Origin of the sequence: Kitasatospora papulosa, assembly GCF_000717245.1 — a bacterium.
Taxonomy (GTDB): domain Bacteria; phylum Actinomycetota; class Actinomycetes; order Streptomycetales; family Streptomycetaceae; genus Streptomyces; species Streptomyces papulosus.
This window is the reverse complement of sequence record NZ_JNYQ01000011.1, coordinates 212,258-233,185: the sequence shown is the minus strand read 5'-3', so window position 1 is coordinate 233,185 and position 20,928 is coordinate 212,258. Positions and strand designations below refer to the sequence as shown.

1 pseudogene (running past one end of the window) is annotated in these 20,928 nt (G+C 73.9%); it reads right to left on the bottom strand.

Going from position 1 to position 20,928, the window contains the following annotated elements:
- Positions 1-20,928, bottom strand: a pseudogene (locus IA22_RS34265) (lonely Cys domain-containing protein); it reaches 15,920 nt to the left of the window's first position.

The following is a 20,928-nucleotide window of genomic DNA, read 5'->3' as shown; positions in this document are numbered from 1 at the left end:
GCGGCGCGTGGCCGTGCAGCACCACCGTCGTCAGCGGATTGGCCACCGCGGGCGGGGCGTCCGACAGCAGTGCCGCGTTGACCTCGTGCGCGGACTCACCGGGCCGCTTGCTGTACGCACGGAAGGACCAGAGGTCCTTGTCGTCCATCACCGGGGCGGCGTCCAGGATCGCCTCCCTCGCGCGGGAGCGGGCCCGTTCCACCTCGGCCAGGGCCAGGGCGTGCTCGGGCCGGTCCTCGTCGAAGAAGGGCGGCAGTTGCTCGGCGTCGAGGACGGCGGCAAGGGCCCTGGCCACCCGGGCGAAGCCCTCAGGGCCGGCGGTCTCCGAGCGGTCCGCGCCGCGTTCCCGCGCCTCGGCGACGTGCCGTTCGGCGCCGCGGGCCAGCTGGAGGAGCTGGTGCTCCCCGTAGCGGTCGAGGTTCTCGTCGATGACGTCGTCGAGGACCTCGGGGGAGATCACGGTCCGGGAGTGGGTCTCGTTCTCCAGCGTGATCTGGTGGGTGCCGTTCTCGCTCTCCAGCACGACCTGCGCGAAGTGGTAGGGGGCGTGGGGCCCCACCCGGTCGCCGGGCTTGGCGTGGTTGTGCGTGAACAGCTGCGCGCCGCCGTCGTTCGTGGTGCTGACGGACTGGATCAGATAGCCCTCTCCGACCCCCGCCCACGCGAACTCGTTGACGCCGATGCGCCGCGCGGCCGATGCCAGCGGGGTGCGCAGCGCGTTGTCCGGCTCGTAGCTCAGAGCCCGGCCGTAGCGCTCGCCCGGCGTGGGCGCGCCCACCACGCCACCGGTGTAGCGCATGTCCCGGCCCGCCTGGCGGGCGGCCCAGCGGGGGGTCACCTCGGTGGCGGGGCGCGAGCCCTCGGCGATCTCCGTCAGCGCCTGGGCCAGGTGGTGCGTCCCGGTGACCTCGCGGCTGTGCTGTCCGTTCACCGGGGCGGTGGAGACGACGGCGCCGGTGGGCCCGCGGAAGGCGATGTGGGACAGGGGAGCGTTCGTGGAGCCGGCCACCATCTGGGCGAAGCTCCGGGTGAAGGCGTGTTCCGAGTCGCCGGAAGCCGTCAGGAACTCCGGCTCCACGCGGTACAGCGGTTCGCCGTAGGAACCGTCCTCCTTCGGCAGCAGTACGCCGGCCGACTCGTCGACCTTCAGCCGGACGCCGGCCCCTGCCGCGGTCAGCCGCGCCGAGGAGCGTGCGACCGCCGCCCGGGTGGCGTACACCTGGCGGCCGCGGCCGGTGGTGTCCGCGTCGCCGGCGGGCATCGCCAGCGTGCGGTCCTCGGAGATGTGCAGCGACGGCCGGCCGGCCATGGGGACGGCCTCCTGGTCCTGACGCGGCAGGACCAGGGCGTCGGAGCCGGTGCCCGCCCGGACCTCGCCGACGGCGGTCGGGAGCGGCCGGGTGAACAGGACCCCGGTGCCGCGCTTGTCGATGACGCCGTAGTCACGCGTCGTCAGCGGCCTGGGGCGGAGCCCTTCGATCTGCCGTTCGATGACGGCCCGGTCGGCGAGCCGGTCGAACTCCGCGTCCCCCTCGGTGCTCGACCCGTCGTCGTCGCTGTCCGGGGCCTGGTCGCCGTCGGTGTCGCTGTCGAAGTCGCGGGCGCCGGGGAGGCCGTCGCCCTCGGCGGGGTCGCTCGATGCCCAGCCGGCCCCGGTGTTGCCGTCGTTCAGGTCCAGCATGAGGTGGCGCGTCCCGGCGGTCGGGTGCGTGGCGACGTCGACCGGTGCCTCGGGATACCAGACGCGGCGGCCGGTCGTCCCCGTGACCAGGAGGGCGACGGTCACGGCGTACTCCGGGGGCAGCGCCAGGACGATGTCGGCGCCGCGGGGCCGCCGGGAGTCGTAAGAGATGAGCATGGCCAGCTCGTCGGCGCTGTCCACCCGGAAGGTACGCCCCGGCATGGTGACCTCGACGGCGTGACCGGCCGCCCTGGCCACGACCATGTACGGGTTCCGCCACGGGGCGGGACGCGGGATGACCCGGCCCCGGCCCCGCACGGCGTAGGAGGCGGGCTCGGGGGCGGGCAGCCCCCGTCCGGTGAAGTCACGCCCGACGACGGTCCCGTCGTCGTCGCGCAGCAGCGTGCCCTCGTCCATGGCGCCGCGGCCGGTCTCGATCTGCCGCTCGAGGAAGTAGAGCGCGAGCTGCTCGGTGCTCGCGAGGTCGTCGGAGGAGGCGTCGAGCGCCAGCGAACCGAGCAGCAGGAAGTCCGCGGGGCCCGGCCTGGCCCCGGCGGCCATGTGCAGGACCTGACGGGTGACGCGGTTCAGGCCGTGGCGCAGCTCACGCGACGTCGGGTGTGCGGCCGCCTCCTCCCGGACCAGGTCGAGCAGCGCCTCGGAGGTCTCCCGGAGCCGGGCACGCGGGATGTTCCCCCGGTGCGGGCCGAACACGGTGTCCAGCCAGCCTGGATCGGCCGCCTCGTCGTCGGAGTCGGAATCGGAGTCCTCGGACTCCTCCGCGAGCGGGGAGAGGTCGCGTCCGGGGGGCAGCGGAGGCGGCACCGCGCCGTCCGGACCGGACTGCGGCGAGGCGTCGGGGAGCGACACCGGGTCGACCCACACGGGCTCCCGGCTCTCCGCCGGTGCGCCCGTGCGCGCGTCGTCCCAGCTCGTCCCCTCCGGCGAGGTGTGCACATCGATGTTCCCGGCCACCGCGGCCCACAGCTGGAGGTGGCGCGGGCGCAGGCCGGTCTGCGCGAGGCCGTCGGGGGCCTGCTCCCGGAACGGGCCGAGCAGGCTGCCCGGCGCGTGGAGCCGCCCGGGGTTGCTCGCGTCGCGCGTCTCGTCCCGCAGGAACAGCTGGTGCGCGAGTTCGTGCGCGAACTCCGCCGGGTCCGCGTCGGCCCACCACGCCCGCTGGTTCATCCGCTGGTCACGGCCCACGAGATCGACCGTCAGGTGGGGGTTCTCGTCCGGCCGGACCGGCTCGACGGTGACGTGCAACCGGTCCCCGTCGGGAAGTTTGTGCCCAGGCCGGTTGTAGAACTCCTCCACGCCCTGGAGCACCCGCGCCAGGACGGCGTCCGTGTCCGCCTCTCCGTCCCCGGGACGCAGGGCGAGCCGCACGGTCAGGTCGGTGACGGTCTCACCGGCGTGCGTGAAGCGCCGCACGTCGAAGGCCGACCGCACGACGACGCGCGGCCGGTCGTCGAGGCGGGCACGGGGCGGTTCGGACGGCGGCGGCCCGGGAGGCGTGGCGTCGGCGGTCTCCCGCAGCGGGATGCGCAGCGCCGACACATCGTCGGCTTCCGGGACCAGGTACAGGGCCGAGTCGTCCGCGACGACCCGGTGGGGCGTGGGCTCCTGGTCCATGTCCGCCATGAAGAGCGAGAGCGTGTCCATGTTGTCCACGCGGCCGATCCAGCCGCTGTCGCCCCGCAGGATCAGGCCCGTCGCGTGGACGAAGTCGTGACCGAACCTGACCCATCCGGTCGGCGGTACCTCTTCGCCTCCGGGGAGCCGGATGTGGCCGGTGTCGGCGACCTCGTAGCGGAAGGGCTCGAGGCGGGACTCGGCGTCACGCGTGTACGTGAACCACCGGTTCGGCCGGGGGCCCGCCGGGGCCGTCGCGTCGTCCGTGTCCTGGGCGGCCGGCCCCTTGCCCTTCCCGGTGTCCGCGGGTACGCCGGCGGAGGGCGCGGCGGGCACGTCGGCGGCGGACACGATGAAGCGCGGGTCGACCCCGTAACGGGGACGCCCGATGGTGACCGTGCGGCCGATGGGCCACTGCTCCGCCACCGGGTCGGCGTCGTCGTCGCGCGAGCCGCCCGGCAGGCGCGTCCGGAGACCGCGGGTGGCGACCTCCCTGGGCCCGCCGCGGTGGTCGTCGACCGTGATGTCGACGGTGGTGGTGGCCGCGTCGCCGGTTGAGGGCCGGCGGCCGCGCACCGCGACGGGTTCCACGGTGAAGTCGTCCGCGGTGAGGTGCGGTTGCAGGGCTCCCTCCTGGTGAGCCGCGAGAGCGTCGGCGAGCTCCTGCCGGAAGGAGGCCGCGACCGCCTCGGCACGTGTCCTGGTGAGATCCCGGCCGAACAGGCGCCCGCCGCGTGTCCCGCTGATCGTGACGTCCGGCAGCGGCAGCCCGTTCGCGGCGTTCCACAGCCCCGCCCTGGCCACCACCTTGGCGAGGTGCCGGACGGGGTGCTTCGCGCTCTCGGGCGTCTGGTGCGCGTCCTTGGCGAAGGTGACGGAGACCGGCAGCGCCAGCTGTCCGCGGAGCACGACGGCGGTGAACGGGTTGGCCTCGGCGGAGGGCTGGTCGGACAGCAGTTCCGCGTTGGTGTCGTGGGCGGACTCGCCCGGACGCTGCGCGTACATCCGCATGTACCACTGCCGCTTGCCCGGGATGACCGCTTCGAGCTGTCCGACGCGCGTCGCGGCCGCCCGGGTGGCCGCCTCCAGCGTGCGCTCGGCCGCGGCGCGCTCCGGCGAACCGTCCGGCGCCGCCAGCATCTCCGCCCGGGCCTGGGCGGCCCTGATCATGGCCAGGGTCAGGTCGAGGTGGCCGCGCAGCTCCGCGAGGTGCTCGTCGTTCCCGGCCTCCTGCCGCCCCTCGATCTCCTGTCGCAGGAACGCCGCGTTCTCCCGCATCTCGTCCACCGAGAGGGCGTCCAGGTTCGCCCGGACCGCTCTGCGGTGACGGTGGTTGCGTACCGAGGAACGGGCGTGGTTCTCCAGGGAGATCTGGTGGCTGCCGTCCTCGCTGGCCAGGACGACCGTGGCGAAGTGGTAGCCGAAGTGCGCGCCTCCGGCCGCGGTCTGCGGCTTGGCGAAGTTCTGCTCCAGGCTCGGCTGGCCCTGCGCCCCGGCCGCCGCGACGGACTGGACGACGTAGCCCTCACCGATGTCGGCCCACGCGTGCTCGTTGACACCGATCCGGCGTGCGGCGTCCGACAGGGCGTCGCGGCGCGGGTCGTCCGCCTGGTCGAGGCTCAGCGCGCTTCCGTACGCGCGGCCGGGCAGCGGACCGCCGTCGCCGCCGGTGGGCCGGTCGTCCCGGCGGGCGAGGGACGCCGCCCAGGCCGGATCCGCCGATTCCGCCGGTATGTCGCCGTCCGCGACATGGCTCAGGGAGTCGGCGAGCTGATGGGTACCGGTGACCTCCGCGCCGTCGGAGGCGTTGACGGGCGCCGTGACCGCCGGTCCGCCCCCCGGACCACGGAAGACCATGTGCGAGGTGCGGGCACCGTCGGCCAGCATGTCCGCGAAGTCCCGGCAGATCTCTTCGGTGGACTCGCCGGAGCCGGTCAGGAAGACGGGGACGACACGGAACAGCCGCCTGCTGCCCCCGTCAGGGGTCGGCAGGATGATGCTCAGGTCCTGATCGGCCCGCAGCCGCACCGCGAGTCCGGCCCGTGCCAGCTTCACGGAGGCGTTCGCGACGGCTTGCTCTGTGGCGAAGACCTGCTGCCCGTAGGCGCCGTTCTCGACGGCGAGCGTGCGGTCCGGGGAGATCCGCAGGGCGGGCCGGTCGCTGACGAGCGTGTCGCTGTACTCCTGTACGGACATGGCGATCTCGGGGGCGTCCTCCGTGCCGCTCAGTGCCCGCGGGGTCTGCCATCTGCCGCGGATCCCCCCGGGCCTGCGGAACAGTACGCCCTCGCCGCTGTCGTCCACGACGCCGTAGTCCGTCGTGGTCAGCGGGTCCGGCCGGCGTGCCGCGATCCCGTCGGCCTGGTCGGAGTCGTCCTCGTACAGACCGATGAGCTCGTCGAAGTCGCCCGAGCCGTCCGCGTCCCGGTCCGGCCGGACGGACGTCCACACCCTGCCGACGTCGTCCCCGACGGGGCCCAGCGTGATGCGCTCGGTGCCGGTCCGCCAGTCGGTGGACGGGCGGGGGGCGTGCTCCGAGTACCAGACCCTGGAACCGGTCAGGTCGGCGACGTGCCGCGCCAGGACCTCGATGTCCTGGTGGGGGAAGGCCAGGACGATGTCGGCGCCCGCCGGCCGCGCGGGGTCACGTGCGAGGAGCCGGGCGAACTCTCCGGGGTCGTCCAGCGCCAACGTGCCGCGCGGCGTGTTCAGCAGGACCGAATCCTCGCTGTCCTGGGCGAGGACCACGTACGGCTCGGACCACGGCGCGGGCCAGGCGCTGGTCCTGCCGTCGTCCCCCTCCACCGCGTACGAGTCCAGGGGCGGCACCTGGTCCCCGGTCCCGGTCCAGTTGCGCACGGTGGCGTCCTGCGACACCAGAGCGGCCCCGGGGTCCAGGGCGGCGTCGTGCCGTCGCAGGTACGAGGCGAGGGCGCGCTCGTCGGCCAGCTGGGCCGGGGACGCGTCGAGTGCCAGCGAACCGAGGAGCAGGAGGTGCTGGTCGGTCACCGCGACGCCGGGGCCGAGGTTCAGCACACGCCTGGTGAGGTCGTGGAGCGGGTCGCGGGTGCCGGTGGCCGGCTGCGGTGCCCTGCGGGCGAGCTCCCGCAGCGACAGCGCCGTGCCGACGAGCATCTCGGGAGAGTAGTCCTCCCGGACCGCGGGGCCGAAGAGGGAGTCGAGCCAGGCCTCGTGGGTGCTCCCGGTGGTGCCGTCCTCGCTGTCGGAGTCCGACTCGGACTCGCTCTCGGATTCGCTCTCGGATTCGCTGGTGTCGTCGGTGAACCGGAACTGCGCCAGCGCCTCGGCATCGGACCGCGAGGGTCCCGGCCTGCCGGACAGCGTGTCCAGCTCGTACGCCTCCTCCGCGTCCCGCAGACCCGGCGTTCCCTCGGGGGCAGGCGGCGGGGACAGCGGGTCGGGGGCGGGTTCGCGCGGCGGCGGCGGGACCGGCGGCTCGTGGGTGACCACCGGCGGGACGACGGACGGCGACGTGCCCGGTGCCGTCGTGGTGGGCCGCGTGGTCCCGTCGGTCTTCGGCCCCTTCTTCGGTGTGGCCCCGGTTCCCGTGCCGGTCGCCGCGGTGCGCCGGACCAGCGGGACGAAGTCGCCGCCACGGCGGCGGAGCCGGATGTGTGGGCCGCTGTCGCCTGCCGGGCCGGGGTAGGTGTGGGCGGTGCCGTTCTCCTCGACGAGGGTGACGGTGGCGCCGGTCGCTCCGGCGGCCCACTCGGCGACGGCCCGGTCGGCTCCGGGGCCCCAGGGGGCCTCGGCGAGGTGACGGCGCAGGCGTCCCTCCAGCGCGTCCTTGCTCGGCGTGGGATCTCCGCTGCGCGGTACGAGGGGCGGGGGCGCGAACAGCGTGTCCCGCTCCGCCGGGTCGCCCGGGAGGCCGGCCAGGCGCATGAGGCGGGTCGGCACCATGTCGGAGCGCATCCGCAGCCGGGCGGCGACCTGGCGGTCCGTGCCCGGCAGTCCTGCGGCGTCGCGCAGCGCCGTGGAGAGGGCGCCGAAGAAGCCGTTGCCGCGTCCCGTGGGCGTGCCCTGGGTGTAGGTGGCCCCGTCGGGCGCGGTGAGGACGCCGTCGCGTGCGAGGCGGTAGCGCGGTCCGCTGCTGTCGGCGGGCGGCAGCCAGGGTGCGGTGGTGTGGCTGCGGTGCGCGGGCGGATCCCCGGCCGTGGTGTCCGTGCCGGAGGTCCCGGCACTCGTCGGGGCGGGCAGCGCGCCGGTGGACGGGGCCGGGGAGCCGGGCGGGAGGGCGGCGTGGAAGAAGCCCCCGGTGGAGAGGAGCACCGGGTCGGCGGCCGGATCGACGGCGGCGGGATCGGTGCCGTGCGGGAGGAACAGCTGATCGCGGCCCTCACCGGTCACCACGGTCAGCGGGGTGCCGAGGACCCGCGCGGCGAGGGCGGGCAGCAGGTCGGCGCCGCCGTGGTCCCCGGCGCGGCGCTCGGGCGGGGCCTGAGCGCCCGTCGGCCCGGTGCCGGACGGCTCGCTCGTGAACGGACGGGACAGGGCGGCGGTCGCCAGCGCCACACGCTGGTCGGGCGTCGGCCAGAACGTCAGCGGGAGACGGCCGAAGGCGTCGAACTCGGCCTGCTGCTCCGGGGTCAGCACCACGCCCGCGCCGTCCAGTTCGGCCTGGGTGAAGGTGTCGGCCGTGTCCAGGGCGAGGGCGTCCAGCAGATCCTGGTTGCCGTCCTCGCCCAGGGCCCAGGCCAGGCGGTCACGGGCGGCGCGGATCGCCTCGGCGCCGACCGCCGGGTCACCGGGGGACTCGGCGAAGCGGGCGGCGAGATCGCCGCCGAGCAGGCGGGGCAGCTGCCCCCTGGCCTCGGCGACGGCGAGCAGCGCGTGGAAGAACGAGGCGCCGTCGTGCGGCACGTCGTGCACCTCGCGCACCGTGGCGCCGTCGGGCGAGGTGAGGGTGCGCGGGGCGGAGTCGGTGGCGTCGGTGATCGCGTACGGCTCCGGCGCCTCGGACCGCCATCCGGGCGCCGTGTACTCCTGCGGCGCGTCCACGACCGGGACGGACGTCGAGCCCTGGTGGTGGGAGGTGAGCCGGGAGGCGGCGAGGTGCAGCCGGTGGTGATCCGCGGCGGCCGTCCCCATGCGCCCTTCCCAGAGCCGTGCGTCGTCGCGGGCGGCCTGCCAGGTGACGACGGCCGGGGACTGTGCCGACTCCCGCGGCAGCGCGGTCGTCAGGGGCGGGTCGCCGAGCGTGCTCCGCTCGGCCGGGCTCAGGGAGAGCCAGGCCTCCCGGGCCCGCGCGCGTGCGTCGTAGTACTCCTTCTCCGCCGTGGCGAGGTCGGCGGCCGCCTTGGCCATGTCGTCCCAGGCGGCGCTCGCCTCGGCCGGGAACGAGCTGTCGTCCAGAAGGCCGTAGTCGCGTGCGATGTCCTCACGCAGCCAGATCAGCGCGGTGGTCTCGGCCTCGGCGGCTCGCGGTCCCCGCCGGGCCGCTCCGAGGGCGCGGAACGGGCGGCTGTCGGTGATCCGGTGGTCCACCTCGGCCACCGCCAGCCAGGTCACCGGCACCGCGAACAGCATGCTGCGGTCGGTGACGACCTTGACGTGGGTGCCGAGCGTGGTGTCCGTGGCGCCCTTCAGCGCGGTGCCGTCGTTCGAGCCGCCGATCGGTACCGCACCACCGGGGTTGGTCACACCCGCGTTGCTGTTGCCGGCCAGCGGCGCGGTGCCCGCCACGCCTTCGACGTTGTCGGTGATGCCGGCCTCGAGCGCGTCGGAGGTCTTGGCCCGCTGCATGGCCTCCATGCGGGGCTTGTTCTCCACGGCGAGGAGCCGCGCGCCGCGGCGGTGCATCTTCGCGTAGAGGCGGGAGTCGGCGGTGTGGGACTGGCCCAGCAGGCGGGCGGAGGACTGCGCGGGCAGCTGGGAGCCGCCCTCGCCGAGCGCCTCGCGGAACCCGGCGGTCAGTCCGCCCTGGGAGGTGGCCTCCGCCTGGGCCTGCGCGGGCGCCGTGCCGAGGCCGGTGAGCGGGGTGTGGCGGGCCATGCGCACGCGTGAGGCGAGGACGTTGCCGGAGTGCCGGCTGCCGAGGTCGGTGTCGCCCAGGCCGTCGGCGCGTGCGGTGGCGAGGGTCAGCGCGTCGTGCACCCCGGTCGCACCGCGCATGTCGACGGCGAGGATGCCGGAGCCGATCCGGTCGTCGAAGGGCAGGATGTCGGGGTCGGGACCGCTCGCGCCGTCGTCGGAGGTACGCCAGGCGGCGATGCCGTCCGGCCGGGACTGTTCGGCCGTCAGCAGGCGGACCGACCGGTCCGGTGCGGGCACGTCCTGTTCGGTGACCGCGCCGTCGTCGCCGTCGCCCACCGGGGTGAGCAGGCTCGCCGGTGCGATCTCGTTGAGGGTGCCGACCTGGGCGACCGCACGCGGGGCGAGCGGGTCACCGGCCGCGTCCGTCATGGTGACGGTCAGGGTGTAGCCGGTGACGATCTCCGCGTGCGCCTGCGTGGTGGCGATGTTCGGCATCGAGGTGGTGCCCACGGTCTCGGTCCGGGTGCTCCCCCGCTGCTTGGCCGCCGTTCCCTGGAGCGAGGGGTTGGCGATGAGCACCCCGTTGTCCGCCGCGCGCTCACCGGCGGACAGCGTGAGGTCGGCGCCACGGTCCTGGTGGGTGTTGTCCGCGTCGTCACGGGAGATGTTGCGGTAGTCCTCCAGCTCGAACCCCGTACGCAGCCGCTGCACCGTCGTGGTGATCGGTGTCAGTTTGAACCGGACCTGACCGGGGCTTCCCCCGACCGGCAGCAGGTGCGGGCTGGTCCAGGCGCGGTAGCGGACCGGCAGAGTCATCCCTTCGGTGGTCAGCTCGTGCAGGTGGGCGCGCAGGAAGTCCGGTGAGAGCCGCTGCAGGACCTGTTCGCGGTCGTGCGAGGGCACGCCGATCTTCTGCAGGCGCGGCAGCAGCACCTGTGCGGCCCGGCTCGCGTCGAGCTGGCCGCTGGGGTGGGTCGGGAACCGCCGGTTCCGCAGGAAGGCCGGCACCCGGTAGCCGCCGCCGAGGTTCTTCGGGGTGGTGTTGCCCAGCCCGTCGGGGGCCAGTCCCGCCTCGATGGCGTCCTGCATCGGCAGGTGGAACATCACCGCGTCGCGGATCCGCTGGAGCGCGGCGGCGGCCCGGCGCGGCGCCAGGCCGCGTCCGAGCCTCTCGGACACCTTCCCGGCGGCGGAGCTGACGCGGCCCCCGGCACGGGTGCCGACCGTGCCGATCGCGGCCGTCCAGCGGTCCCGCACCGCCACGGTCTCCGTGGCGTCGGCGACCACCAGGTACATCCGGCCGGCGAAGGTCACGGTGGTGCTGCGGCCCCGGGTCAGGGCCTGCGAGAAGCCGCGGCCCTTGCCCCAGGCGTACTGGAGGGCGGAGGAGTACGAGCCGACGACCGGCTCCTTGCCGGGGAGCTGCTGCAACGGCATGTAGCCGCCCTGGACGCCCAGCGTGGTGCGCGAGCCGGTGCTCGTGCTGCCGACGACCCGGTGGTCGTTGGCGATGGTGGTCTCGAGGCTGGCCGGCTTCGGATCGCTCTTGACCCGCAGGTTGTCCAGCTCACCGCGGACCGCGGCCTTGAGGTAGTGCGTCCGGAACGGCCCTGCGCCGGTGAGCCCGGTGATCCGGGAGCCGAACGGCCCGAGGTACTGGCCGAGTTGTCCGGCCACACCGAGGTTGGCCATCGCCCGTCGCAGCGCGGTGCGCACCGGCGCCCCGGGGGCGCTGACGTGCCAGGTGCCGCCCGCCGCGCGGTCGGCGGTGTCCTGCATCAGCTGCTGGCGCTGCGGGCCGCCCTCGGCACTGAGCACGACGTGCGGTGCGCTCAGCAGCTGCCGCACGAGCCGGCGGCCGTCCGAGTCCGCCCTGGGCAGCGGGCGGATGCCGTCGAGGAGCTGGTCCGCCTCCGCGGTGGAGAGCCGCTGCGGCGCGGGGGCGGGAGTCGGCGCGGCCGTCGTGCCGTCGGCGGGCGGGTCGGCCGGTGCGTGCCGGTCGGACCCGTGGGCGGCGGGCACGGCCAGCTCGACCCGTCCCACGGTCTCGGTGCCCCGGCTGAACAGCGGGCGCTCCTCGACCTTGCTGACGAAGACGCCCGCACCGAGCACTCCGACGGTCAGCAGCCGCGCCCAGCCGCGCGGCCGGCGGTGGCCCTCGAAGGTCGCGCCGAGTTCCACCTGGTAGCTGTAGAGGTCGGCACCGTTCTGGAAGGTCAGGTGGTCGTGGGCGACCGTGACCGTGTTCCGGGTGGCCTTCTGGTAGGTGCGGGCGTGCCGGGCACCGACCGAGACGTTCCCCGCCTGGGCCGGCAGGTCGGGTCCGGGCACCTTGTCGTGGTCGCGCGGGGAGACACCCACCTCGATACCGGCGGAGTAGGTGCTGGAGTCCTGCTGACCCTGGCCGGAGACCTCGTTGCCGATCACCGCGTTGCGCAGCGACCGCTCGCTCATGGTGGTCTCGAACCGGCGGTCGGTCAGCGACGCCCGCAGGACCAGCGTGTGGTGGCCGCGGCGCACCTTGCCGTCCTCCGTGAGCGTGACCGGCACGCCGGTGGTGGTCAGTTCGTCCAGACTCTGCGTCAGGGTGGGCCGGTTCAGCGCCTCCCGCACCTGCCGCTCGTTGTGCCACGCGGTCCGCAACCGTCCGTCGCCGTACCAGAACCGGGCCAGCTTGGGATGCTTCAGCATCAGCGGCGGCACGAACATCGACGGGTACGAGCGGTGCAGGGTGTCCAGGACGGCGTCCGTGAAGGCGCGCATGGGGTCAGGAGCGGCGGTGCCGTCCTGCGGTGCGGGCTGCCGCTGGTCCGGGGGCGGTGTCTGCGGGCCGGTCTTCGGGGGTGTCTCCTTCGGGGGTGCCTGCTCCTGTGTCGTCGCAGGCGTCTGCTCGTCGGTGACGGGCGGCGGCGTCTGCTGCGTCGTCGTCGGCGGCTGTGTGACGGTGCGTGCCTGTGGGCGGAAGCCCTCCGCGCGGACCTGGCCGCCGAGGTGGACCGGGTCCTTCCGGGTGAGGTACCACGGCACGGGGGGCTCGGCGTCCGGGTTCGGTCCGGTGCGGCCGGGCGTACGGCTGTCCCAGCCCGCCAGCCGGCGGGCGTCCTGGGTGGAGATCCAGTCCAGGCTGACCACGCGCACCGGCCGGGCCGCGGACGCCGGTTCACCGGCCCTGCGGACCATCAGGGTGCGCTCCACCTGGTAGAGCGCCATCGGGTGGTTGCGGACCCGGCCGGTGACCTTGCGGGCCGCGTCGGTGCCCAGGTAGTGGCCCCGCCCGATGCCGAGGTCCGCGCGGACCAGCGGACCGCCCTGGAGGCGTACGTCGGTCTCGAGCCCGGGCAGCGTGTGGTTCGGACCGGCGGTGACCTGGAATCCGAACTTGGTCTCGCGGACGTGACCGCGCTGGTTCTGGTACGTGGTCTGGGTGAGGTCACGGACCTCCGCCTTGACCGACTCGGTGACCAGCACGGCCCGGTGCGGCACCGAGCGTTCCACGACCAGGTGCCCCATCGGGTGCTGGCTGCTGCCCTGCGTCAGCTCGGGACCGCTGACCGGTCCGGTGAGCCGTCCGAACAGCCCGAGCAGCCGTCCCGGGCGGACGTACGAAACCAGCGTGCGGTGCGCCGAACTGCCGGGGCGTGCCCCGGAGAGGGCCAGTGCGATGTCCTCCGGCGGAGTAGTCAGGTGAAGGGCGGTGGTGTCGTTCATCCGGGGTTCCACCCCGTCCGGGAACGTCAGGGTCTCCGGTGCCCGGCGGGGTCCCGTGAACGGCACGGTGAGGTCGTCCGGCAGTCGCCAGGTCAGGCCGTCCCGCATGCCGAACTCCGCGGTGTGCACGCGGGTGCGCTGCCAACGCGGCCCCGCGGCGGGACCGGTCGCCGCGGTGTCGGTCCGGGTGGCCTTGGGCGCCTCGGTGACCCGTCGCACCGTCACCCGGTAGTGGACGTCGTCCAGGTGCAGGTGCGAGCCCTCGTGGGCGCGGTGCTCGGCCTGGTTGTACGCCGTGGTGCCCTGGGTGTAGTCGGTCCTGCGGCTCCAGCCCAGCGACGTACCGATCTTCAGGAGCCAGTTGAGCGGCGGCCCCATGCCCACGCCACCGGCGATGCGGCGCCCGACGCCCACACTGCGCCCGCCACCCGTACCGGCCTGCCCACGCCGCATCGTGTCGACCCGGACCGTGGCGCCACCGACGTCGGAGAAGCGTTCCCACCGGTGGTACGGGACGGCCTCGACCGTCATCTCCAGGCCGACCCCGGACTTCTCCCGGCCCACGATGCGGGCGCCGCGAGGGGCGGTGAACGCCGAGGGGTGGTACGTCAGCAGACGCAGCAGCTCCGCCTCGTCGAAGTGCGCACGCGTCGACGCCGGCAGCTTGTCGAGGATCTCCCGCGCCACCAGCTGGGGCGAGCGGAGCGTGAGCGTGCCGGGCCCGGCGAGCAGCCCCGTGGACGCGCCCTTGGGCGCCCCGGGCGGGGCGGTGTCACGCGGGTCGGCGCCCGGCCTGATGAGGACGCCGGGCAGCCTGCTGCCGTCCTCGAAGGTGACGGTGCGCGGTGCCGGCCCCGGCGGACGGACGTCGTCGCCGGTCAGGAGACGGGCGGGTCGGTGCCGTTCGAGTTGGGTCTCCAGCGGCACCGGGTCGCCCCGGTCGGGGGTCTCGGCATCGTCGGGACCGGTGAGCCCGGCCATGCTGCGCAGCCACTCCCCGAAGGGGTCGGAACCGTCGGGCTGCGAGGTGAGCGGCGGCACGGGCGGTGCGACCGGGTCCGGCTCGGACTCGGTTCCGGGAGCCGGGTCCGGCTCGGACTCGGTCTCCGGGCCCGGCTTCGCTCCCGGGTCGCTCTTCGGCCCGGTCCCGGTCTCCGGTTCCGACACGGGCTCCGGGGCGACGGGGACGAGCGCGTCGTAGTGGTCGCTCCCGTTGTACGCCAGGTGCAGCGTGCCACCGGTGCCACCGGGGTGCAGCTCGGTGACGAGGACCGCGCCGGTCGTGTGCGGGTCGGGCCGCACGAGGCGCAGATCGAGGCCGAGGGTGTGTGCCAGCGCGTCCGGGAGCAGGTCGGCGAAGGGCGACGACCACAGCCCGGGTCGCTCCGCGGCTGCGGCGAGCAGGCCGCGTCCGCCGAGCCGTCGCGCGTCGGCGGGGGTGGGCGCCACGTGTGCGAGCTGCGGATAGTCGCTGTCGGCCAGGATCTGCCGCCACTGGGCGGCGTCGCCGTCGGTGACGACCGCCTGTGCGACGCGGTTCCAGGCGTCGGTGATCCTGCGGTGCTCCCCCGGGTCGGTCACACCGGCCAGGGCCCGTGTCCGCAGGTCGTCCACCACGCTGAACACCGGGTCCGGCACGAGGGCGTCGGCGACGGTACCGAGTTCGGACCCGGCGACGCGGTCACGCACCAGGCCGCGCAGCCCGGCGATGTTCCGGGCGGCCCAGGCGGGAGGCACGTCGCGGCCGCGGGCACTGTCGAGCACCGCCCGGAAGAGGCAGTTGCCGTCGCCCGGGACGTCCACCCGGCGGAAGGCGAGGCCCTGTGCCCGGACGAGGTCCGCGGGGTCGGACGTCGTCGCGGGGCCCTTGCCCTTGCTGAACAGCGCCAGGCTCTCGACGAGACTGTCCGGACGGCTGTGCGCCGCCGGCAGCAGCGGATCGGGGCCAGCGACTTGTCGAAAGCCGTCGGCGGATTCCAGAACATGTGCGCGCCGTGCATCACGGCCATGTCCTTCGCCCGCATCTCCTCGATCAGCGCGTCATGCGCCGGAAGCGAGATCCGCTCACCGTCAGGCGTCGAGATGTCGAACACATCATGATCACCGGTGAGAGGACGCCGCTCACCATCCCGCCCCGTCCCGTAGACCACCCCGTCCCGGACGAAGAACCTGTTCTCCGACTCCAGACCCGCCATCTGCCCGGCAAGCTCATGGAACTCCGCCGACCGCTCATTGAAACGCGACAGGACCCGGTCCCGATCCCCCTCCGGAACAACCCCCACATCCGCCAGAACCGGCTTGAAATAACCCACCAGCCCGACAACCGAGGGATCAGCACCCAAAAAGACATCGACGTCATTGACCGTCTTCGCCTTGATCTCCGACGGCTTCGGCAACGCACCCGCCTCGAGCCACTTCGGAGCAAGAGGATTCGTCGGCCGCACATCGATGACCACATTCCTGTCCCGCGCCAGATCACGGAACTCCTTGAACCCCTTCTCCGCCATCCCGTACGTAAGCGACTTGTCGAAAGCCGTCGGCGGATTCCAGAACATGTGCGCGCCGTGCATCACGGCCATGTCCTTCGCCCGCATCTCCTCGATCAGCGCGTCATGCACCGGAAGTGTGACCCGCGTCCCCTCAGGCGTGGAGATGTCGAACACGTCGTTGTCACCGGTGAGCGGACGCCTCTCGCCGTCCTCCCTCGTCCCGTAGACCACACCGTCCCGGACGAAGAACCTGTTCTCCGCCTCGAACCCCGCCATCTTGCCGGCAAGCTCGTGGAACTCCGTCGACCGCTCGTTGAAACGCGACAGGACCCGGTCCCGGTCACCCTCCGGAACAGTTCCCACATCAGCCAGCACCGGCTTGAAGTAACCGACGAGCCCCACGACCGCAGGATCAGCCCCGAGAAGCACGTCGACGTCGTTGATCGTCTTCGCCTTGATCTCCGACGGCTTCGGCAACGCACCCGCCTCGAGCCACTTCGGAGCCAGAGGATTCGTCGGCCGCACATCGATGACCACGTTCCTGTCCCGCGCCAGATCACGGAACTCCTTGAACCCCTTCTCCGCCATCCCGTACGTATGACGCGCCGCATACGAATCGACCTCACCGGCCTTGGGCGGCTCGGGCGTCGGCTGTTCCTGCGGGCCGGTGGTCGTGGGCGCCGGATCGCTCAGGCGTCGAGCCAGTTCGGCGGTGTCCTCGGGGCCGAGGGCAAGCTCGGACAGCGGCAGCGGTGCGCTCGACAACGACCAGGCCACGTCGGCCGAGGGTGCGTAGGAGAGTCCCCGCACGTCCTCCCGCGAGACCGACGTGGTCGGAGACAGCTGGGCGGGCGGCGGGGGCAGCAGGTCACCGAGCGTGGTCCCGGGCCCCGCACCGGCCCGGAGCCCGGCCGCCGCGCGCAGGAAAGCGGTGTACTGCTCGACCGTGGGGTCGGCGGACGGGTCGGCCGTCGTGGCACCGGTGGCGGTGTGCCAGTCGGTGACCATGCGGCGCAGCAGATCCGGGGTCATGCGGCCGTCGCCGTAGCGGGCGGCGCTGTCCGCGTTCAGCCAGCGCAGACCGTCCACGTAGGCGAGACCGGCGAGCAACTCCGCGTTCTCGGGACGCTGTTCGGCGTCCGGTCCGAGGACGTCGCGCAGTGTACGGATCTGCTGGAGGGTGCGGGCCCGGGCGAACGGGTCGGCCGGACCGGGGCCCGCGTGCAGACCGGCGTCGCGCGCGGCCCGGTCCAGGTCCGCGCCCTTGGGTTCCGGGGTGAACAGCCGCCAGCGGCCCGGCCCGTCCGCGCCCTCGGTGAGCACCGCGCGGACCTCGCCGTCCCGGCCGCGGGCGGTGCCCACCTCGGTGGTCGGCGCGTACACCTGGCGCCCGGTCCGGTTCGCCACGTGCTGTGCCACGGGCAGGCCGGCGATCTGCGGCTGCTGTCCGGTCTCGCAGGCGTAGAGCACCAGCGGCCGGTCCTCGTCCCCGTCCACCGCCCAGGACTTGAGCACCTCACCGAGCTGGACACCGCTCATCTTCACGCTGGGCAGCGCCGAGTCGTCGGTGCCGAGCGTGACGGTACGGGGGGTGCCGTGGGTCACGAAGTAGTCGGCTCCCCGTTCCGTGTCCGCACCGGGGAGCGGGGCCGGGGGACCGGTGAAGACCGTGCGCGGGGAGGACTGCTGGGCTTCGGTACCCGCGGCAGGGTCCGTCCCGGCGCGCGGGGTCGAGGCGGGGGAACCGTCGTCGGACACGGTGCGTACCCCGCGGAACGTCTCCTGGCCGAGCAGCGCCCGGCGCCCCGCGTCGCGTCGCGTGCCGTCCTCGGCCGGGCTCTGCGAGATGGTCAGGGTGCGGACGGCACGGCCCGGCTGGGTCTGCACCGCCGTGTCCGGTACCAGGCGCCGCAGTTGGGCGAGGGGCACCGTGATGCCGTCCAGGGTGACGACGGCCGGCTCGTCCGTCGGCCTCCCGGTCCCGTCCCCGTCGGTGTCGCCGGAGGCTGCGCCGCTCACGGGGCGTACGACGATCCGGGCCTGCGGCGGGGGAAGGACCACGGGCTGTGCCGTGGGCGAGGTCTCCGCGGTGACCGGGGCGAGCGGGGGCGGGGTGCCGCCGCTACCGGGGCCGTGTCCTGTGCCCTGGCCGGGAGCCCGTCCGCCGGACCCGGCGCTGTCGCTGTCGCCCGCCTCCAGGTACACGTCGGTGGCCGGCTCGCTCCAGGGCCGCGACAGGGTGGCGAGCTTGTCGGCGGCGGACGACGCGGGAGGCGTGGAGTCCCGGGCGACCGGGTCGCCGTGCGCGGGGTCCACCTTCTCCGTGGGGCCCGTCGGCGGGGGCGTGGGGGTGGAGGTGACGGCCGCGTCGGTGTCCGTGGTGCTCTCGGTGACGGGGCGGGGCATCGGGCCGAGAGCGTCGGCGAGCGGCAGCAGCACGTCCGCGCCGGGGAACGCGGTGTCCACGGTGCCGTCAGCCGTCGCGGCGGGCGTCGGTCCCGTGAGGGTGCGGACCTGGACCGGGGCGCCCGGTCCCTCGCGGGTCAGCTCGACCGCGGCGCGTACCGGACGTCCCGTCCCGTCGGGGGTGACGGCCGGCCCGAGCACGACCGCCCGGTCGGTGCCCGCTCCGTCCAGCAGTTCGGCCGCCTCCGGCGACCCCTCCCCCGGCGGCGGCACCTGCGACACCACGATCGTCAGGGGCGGCGCCGTGGTGGAGGCGGGATCCACGGCGCGTGTGGGGTCGGACTTCACGTCGGTGGTGCCGCTGACATCGCGTACGTCCCCGGAGTCCGCGAACGAGCCGACGGTGCTCACCTTCGGCGGAGCCGTGACGGTGTCGGCAGCGAGGCCGGGAGTGGTGTCGGTGGTGGGGCCGGCGGCCGGAGCGGTGGGGGCGTCCACCGTGGTGCTGTCGCCGACGGCGGCGGAGACGTTCGCGCCGGGGCTCGTCGTGACGTCGGGGTCAGTCGTGGCCTCGGGCATGTTCGGATCGACGGTCTCCGGAACGGGGGTGCTCTGCGGGGAGTCGTCCGTCGTGGTCGGCGAGCCGTCCACCGGAGCTGCGCCCTCCGGAGCACGGGTGCCCTGCGGGGAAGGGGCGGAGGACGTGGGGGAACCGCCCGCCGTGGGCACGCCACCCGGTCGGGCGCCGCTGCCCGTCGCGGGGGTGGTGGAGGCCGTGGGACTGCCGCCCGTGGCGACGGGAGTGGCGTTCCCCTGGACGCCCGGTACGGCGGCCGTGTCGTCGTTCCGGCCCGCCGCTTCCCCGAGGGACGTCTGGAGTTCGCTCTCCGGCGCCCCCTCGGTGGTGCCCTCCGGAGCACGCTGGGCGTTGCTCTCGGGAGACCCCTGCGTGTTGCCCTCCGGGGTCGGCGATGTCACAGCGGAATCCACCGGAACGTCCACGGTGGCGTTCTCCGGTGACGTTCCGGGCGCGGCGCCCGGCCCGTTCTCCACGTGCTCCGGCGCCGCGTCCACGCCGTGGTCCACCACGAGGTCGGCGTTGTCCCCGGTCGGACGTGCGACGGAGTTCCCGGCGTTCGTGCCGGACGTACCGGGACCGTTCACGGCACCCGGGCCGTCCACCGCGCCGGGCGTGGGGCCCAGAGCGCCCGGCCCGTCCACCGCGCCGGGCGTGGCGCCCGCGGCGATCGGGGCGTCCACCGTGACCTGCGTGCCGAAGCCGTCGAGGGCGCGGCGGACCTCGTCCGTGTCGATCTGGTTCGCGGGGCTGCCCCCGGCGGGCACCACCCGGACCTCGGGCAGCTGCGACAGATTGCCGTGCAGGCTGTCGCGGACACCGATCTCGGAGCTGCCGGGCGGCTGGGATCCGCGCAGGGCGGCCAGGTCACGCAGCGCCTGCTCACGCACCTCGGCCGGACCCTGGTGGACCTGCTGCCACAGCGCGTTCTCGGTGGCGGTCACCGGCAGCGGGCCCGGCGAGTAGGGCGGCGGGTCCAGGGACGTGTACGGCGGCGGGTTCTCGGAGACGTAGGGCGGAGGCGACTGGCTGCCGGTGGCGGTCCCCGGTCCGGTGGTCTGCTGGGAGACCGGCGTGATCGAGGTGGGTGTGGGGCCGTCCCCGCCCGTGGTGCCCGGACGCGAGGGGCCGTCGGTGCGGTCCCGGCCGCCCGCGGAGCGCGACGCACCGTCGTCGGAGCCGGTGGTGCCGCCGGACACGGTGGGCGGCGGGTTGCGCAGCTTGTCGATGACGTGACGCAGCTCGGCGGCACTGTTCACGGCCGTGTCGCTGAGGGTGGCCTCGACCTGACTGCTGATGCCCGCGCCGACGAAGGTGGACCAGCTGGTGGACCAGTCGCCGTCGAAGGCTCCCTTGATCAGGATCTCGGCGAGCGCCTCACCGGAGCCGGCGGCCAGGAAGTCGGCCGTGCCCTTCAGCCCGTAGTGCCCGGCCAGCGCACCGGGCCGGTCTGCGTTGAAGCGCAGGATCTGGTTGTTGCGCCACAGCTCGGGGTTGTTGCGGAAGGACAGCGGGTTGTTCCGGAAGGTGACCGGCAGGTTGCTCGACGAGCCGGGGCCGTTCCCGTACGGGCCGGGGCGGTCGTCGAAGAGGCTGTCGCGGTCGGGCTTCGGGCTGGGCTCGGGTGTCGGCCGCGGATTCGGCCGGTCGTTCGGCAGGTCGAGGTCGGGGGTGTTCTTCGGATTGGGGGGACTCTTGAAGTCGAGGTCCGGGGGGTTCTTGAGGAAGTTGTTGTCGAAGCTCTTGACGATGCCGCGCGCGAACTTGTCGAAGACGCTGGTGAGGAAGCCGGCCGCCGCTCCGAACGCGGCGGCCTTGCCTATGTCGCTCCAGTCGATGCCGTCGGGACGGCGGCCGTCCGGGGCGAAGTTCATCATCGCCATCCGCACCGCGAAGGTCGTGAACGCCTCGGCGAACGCCTCGGTCAGCGAGGGAGCGAGGTGCAGCCGCTGGAGCAGGTGGCTGAGCGTGGTGAGGATGAAGAACCGGCTGCGCATCTTGGCCAGCATGATCTGGCTGGCCGAGGCGCCTCCGGTGAAGAAGGACATGGCCAGATAGATGGCGATCTCGATGAGCAGCCGGATGATCTCGGCGATGACCTGCCACTTGGACTCCATGATGTCCATGGAGGTCTTCCGCCGGCCCTCGGCGATCTTGTCGAGCTGCTCGGCGAAGTCGCGGAGGTAGTTCTTGCCGCCGTCGTCGATGAGCATGCCCATCGCCTTGCTGTACGACTTGGCGAGATCGTCCGGCATGGACTCACCGATGTCGTGGACCGACTTGTCGATCAGCGAGGACAGCCGGTCCAGCTTCCGGCCCAGGCCGGAGTAGGGCCGCCGGCTCTCGTACGCGAGATCCTCGTCGGCGTCCATGAGCCTCTCCCCGGTGAGGATGAAGATCATGGCGTTGACCTCGGGCGACACCTGGATGCTCAT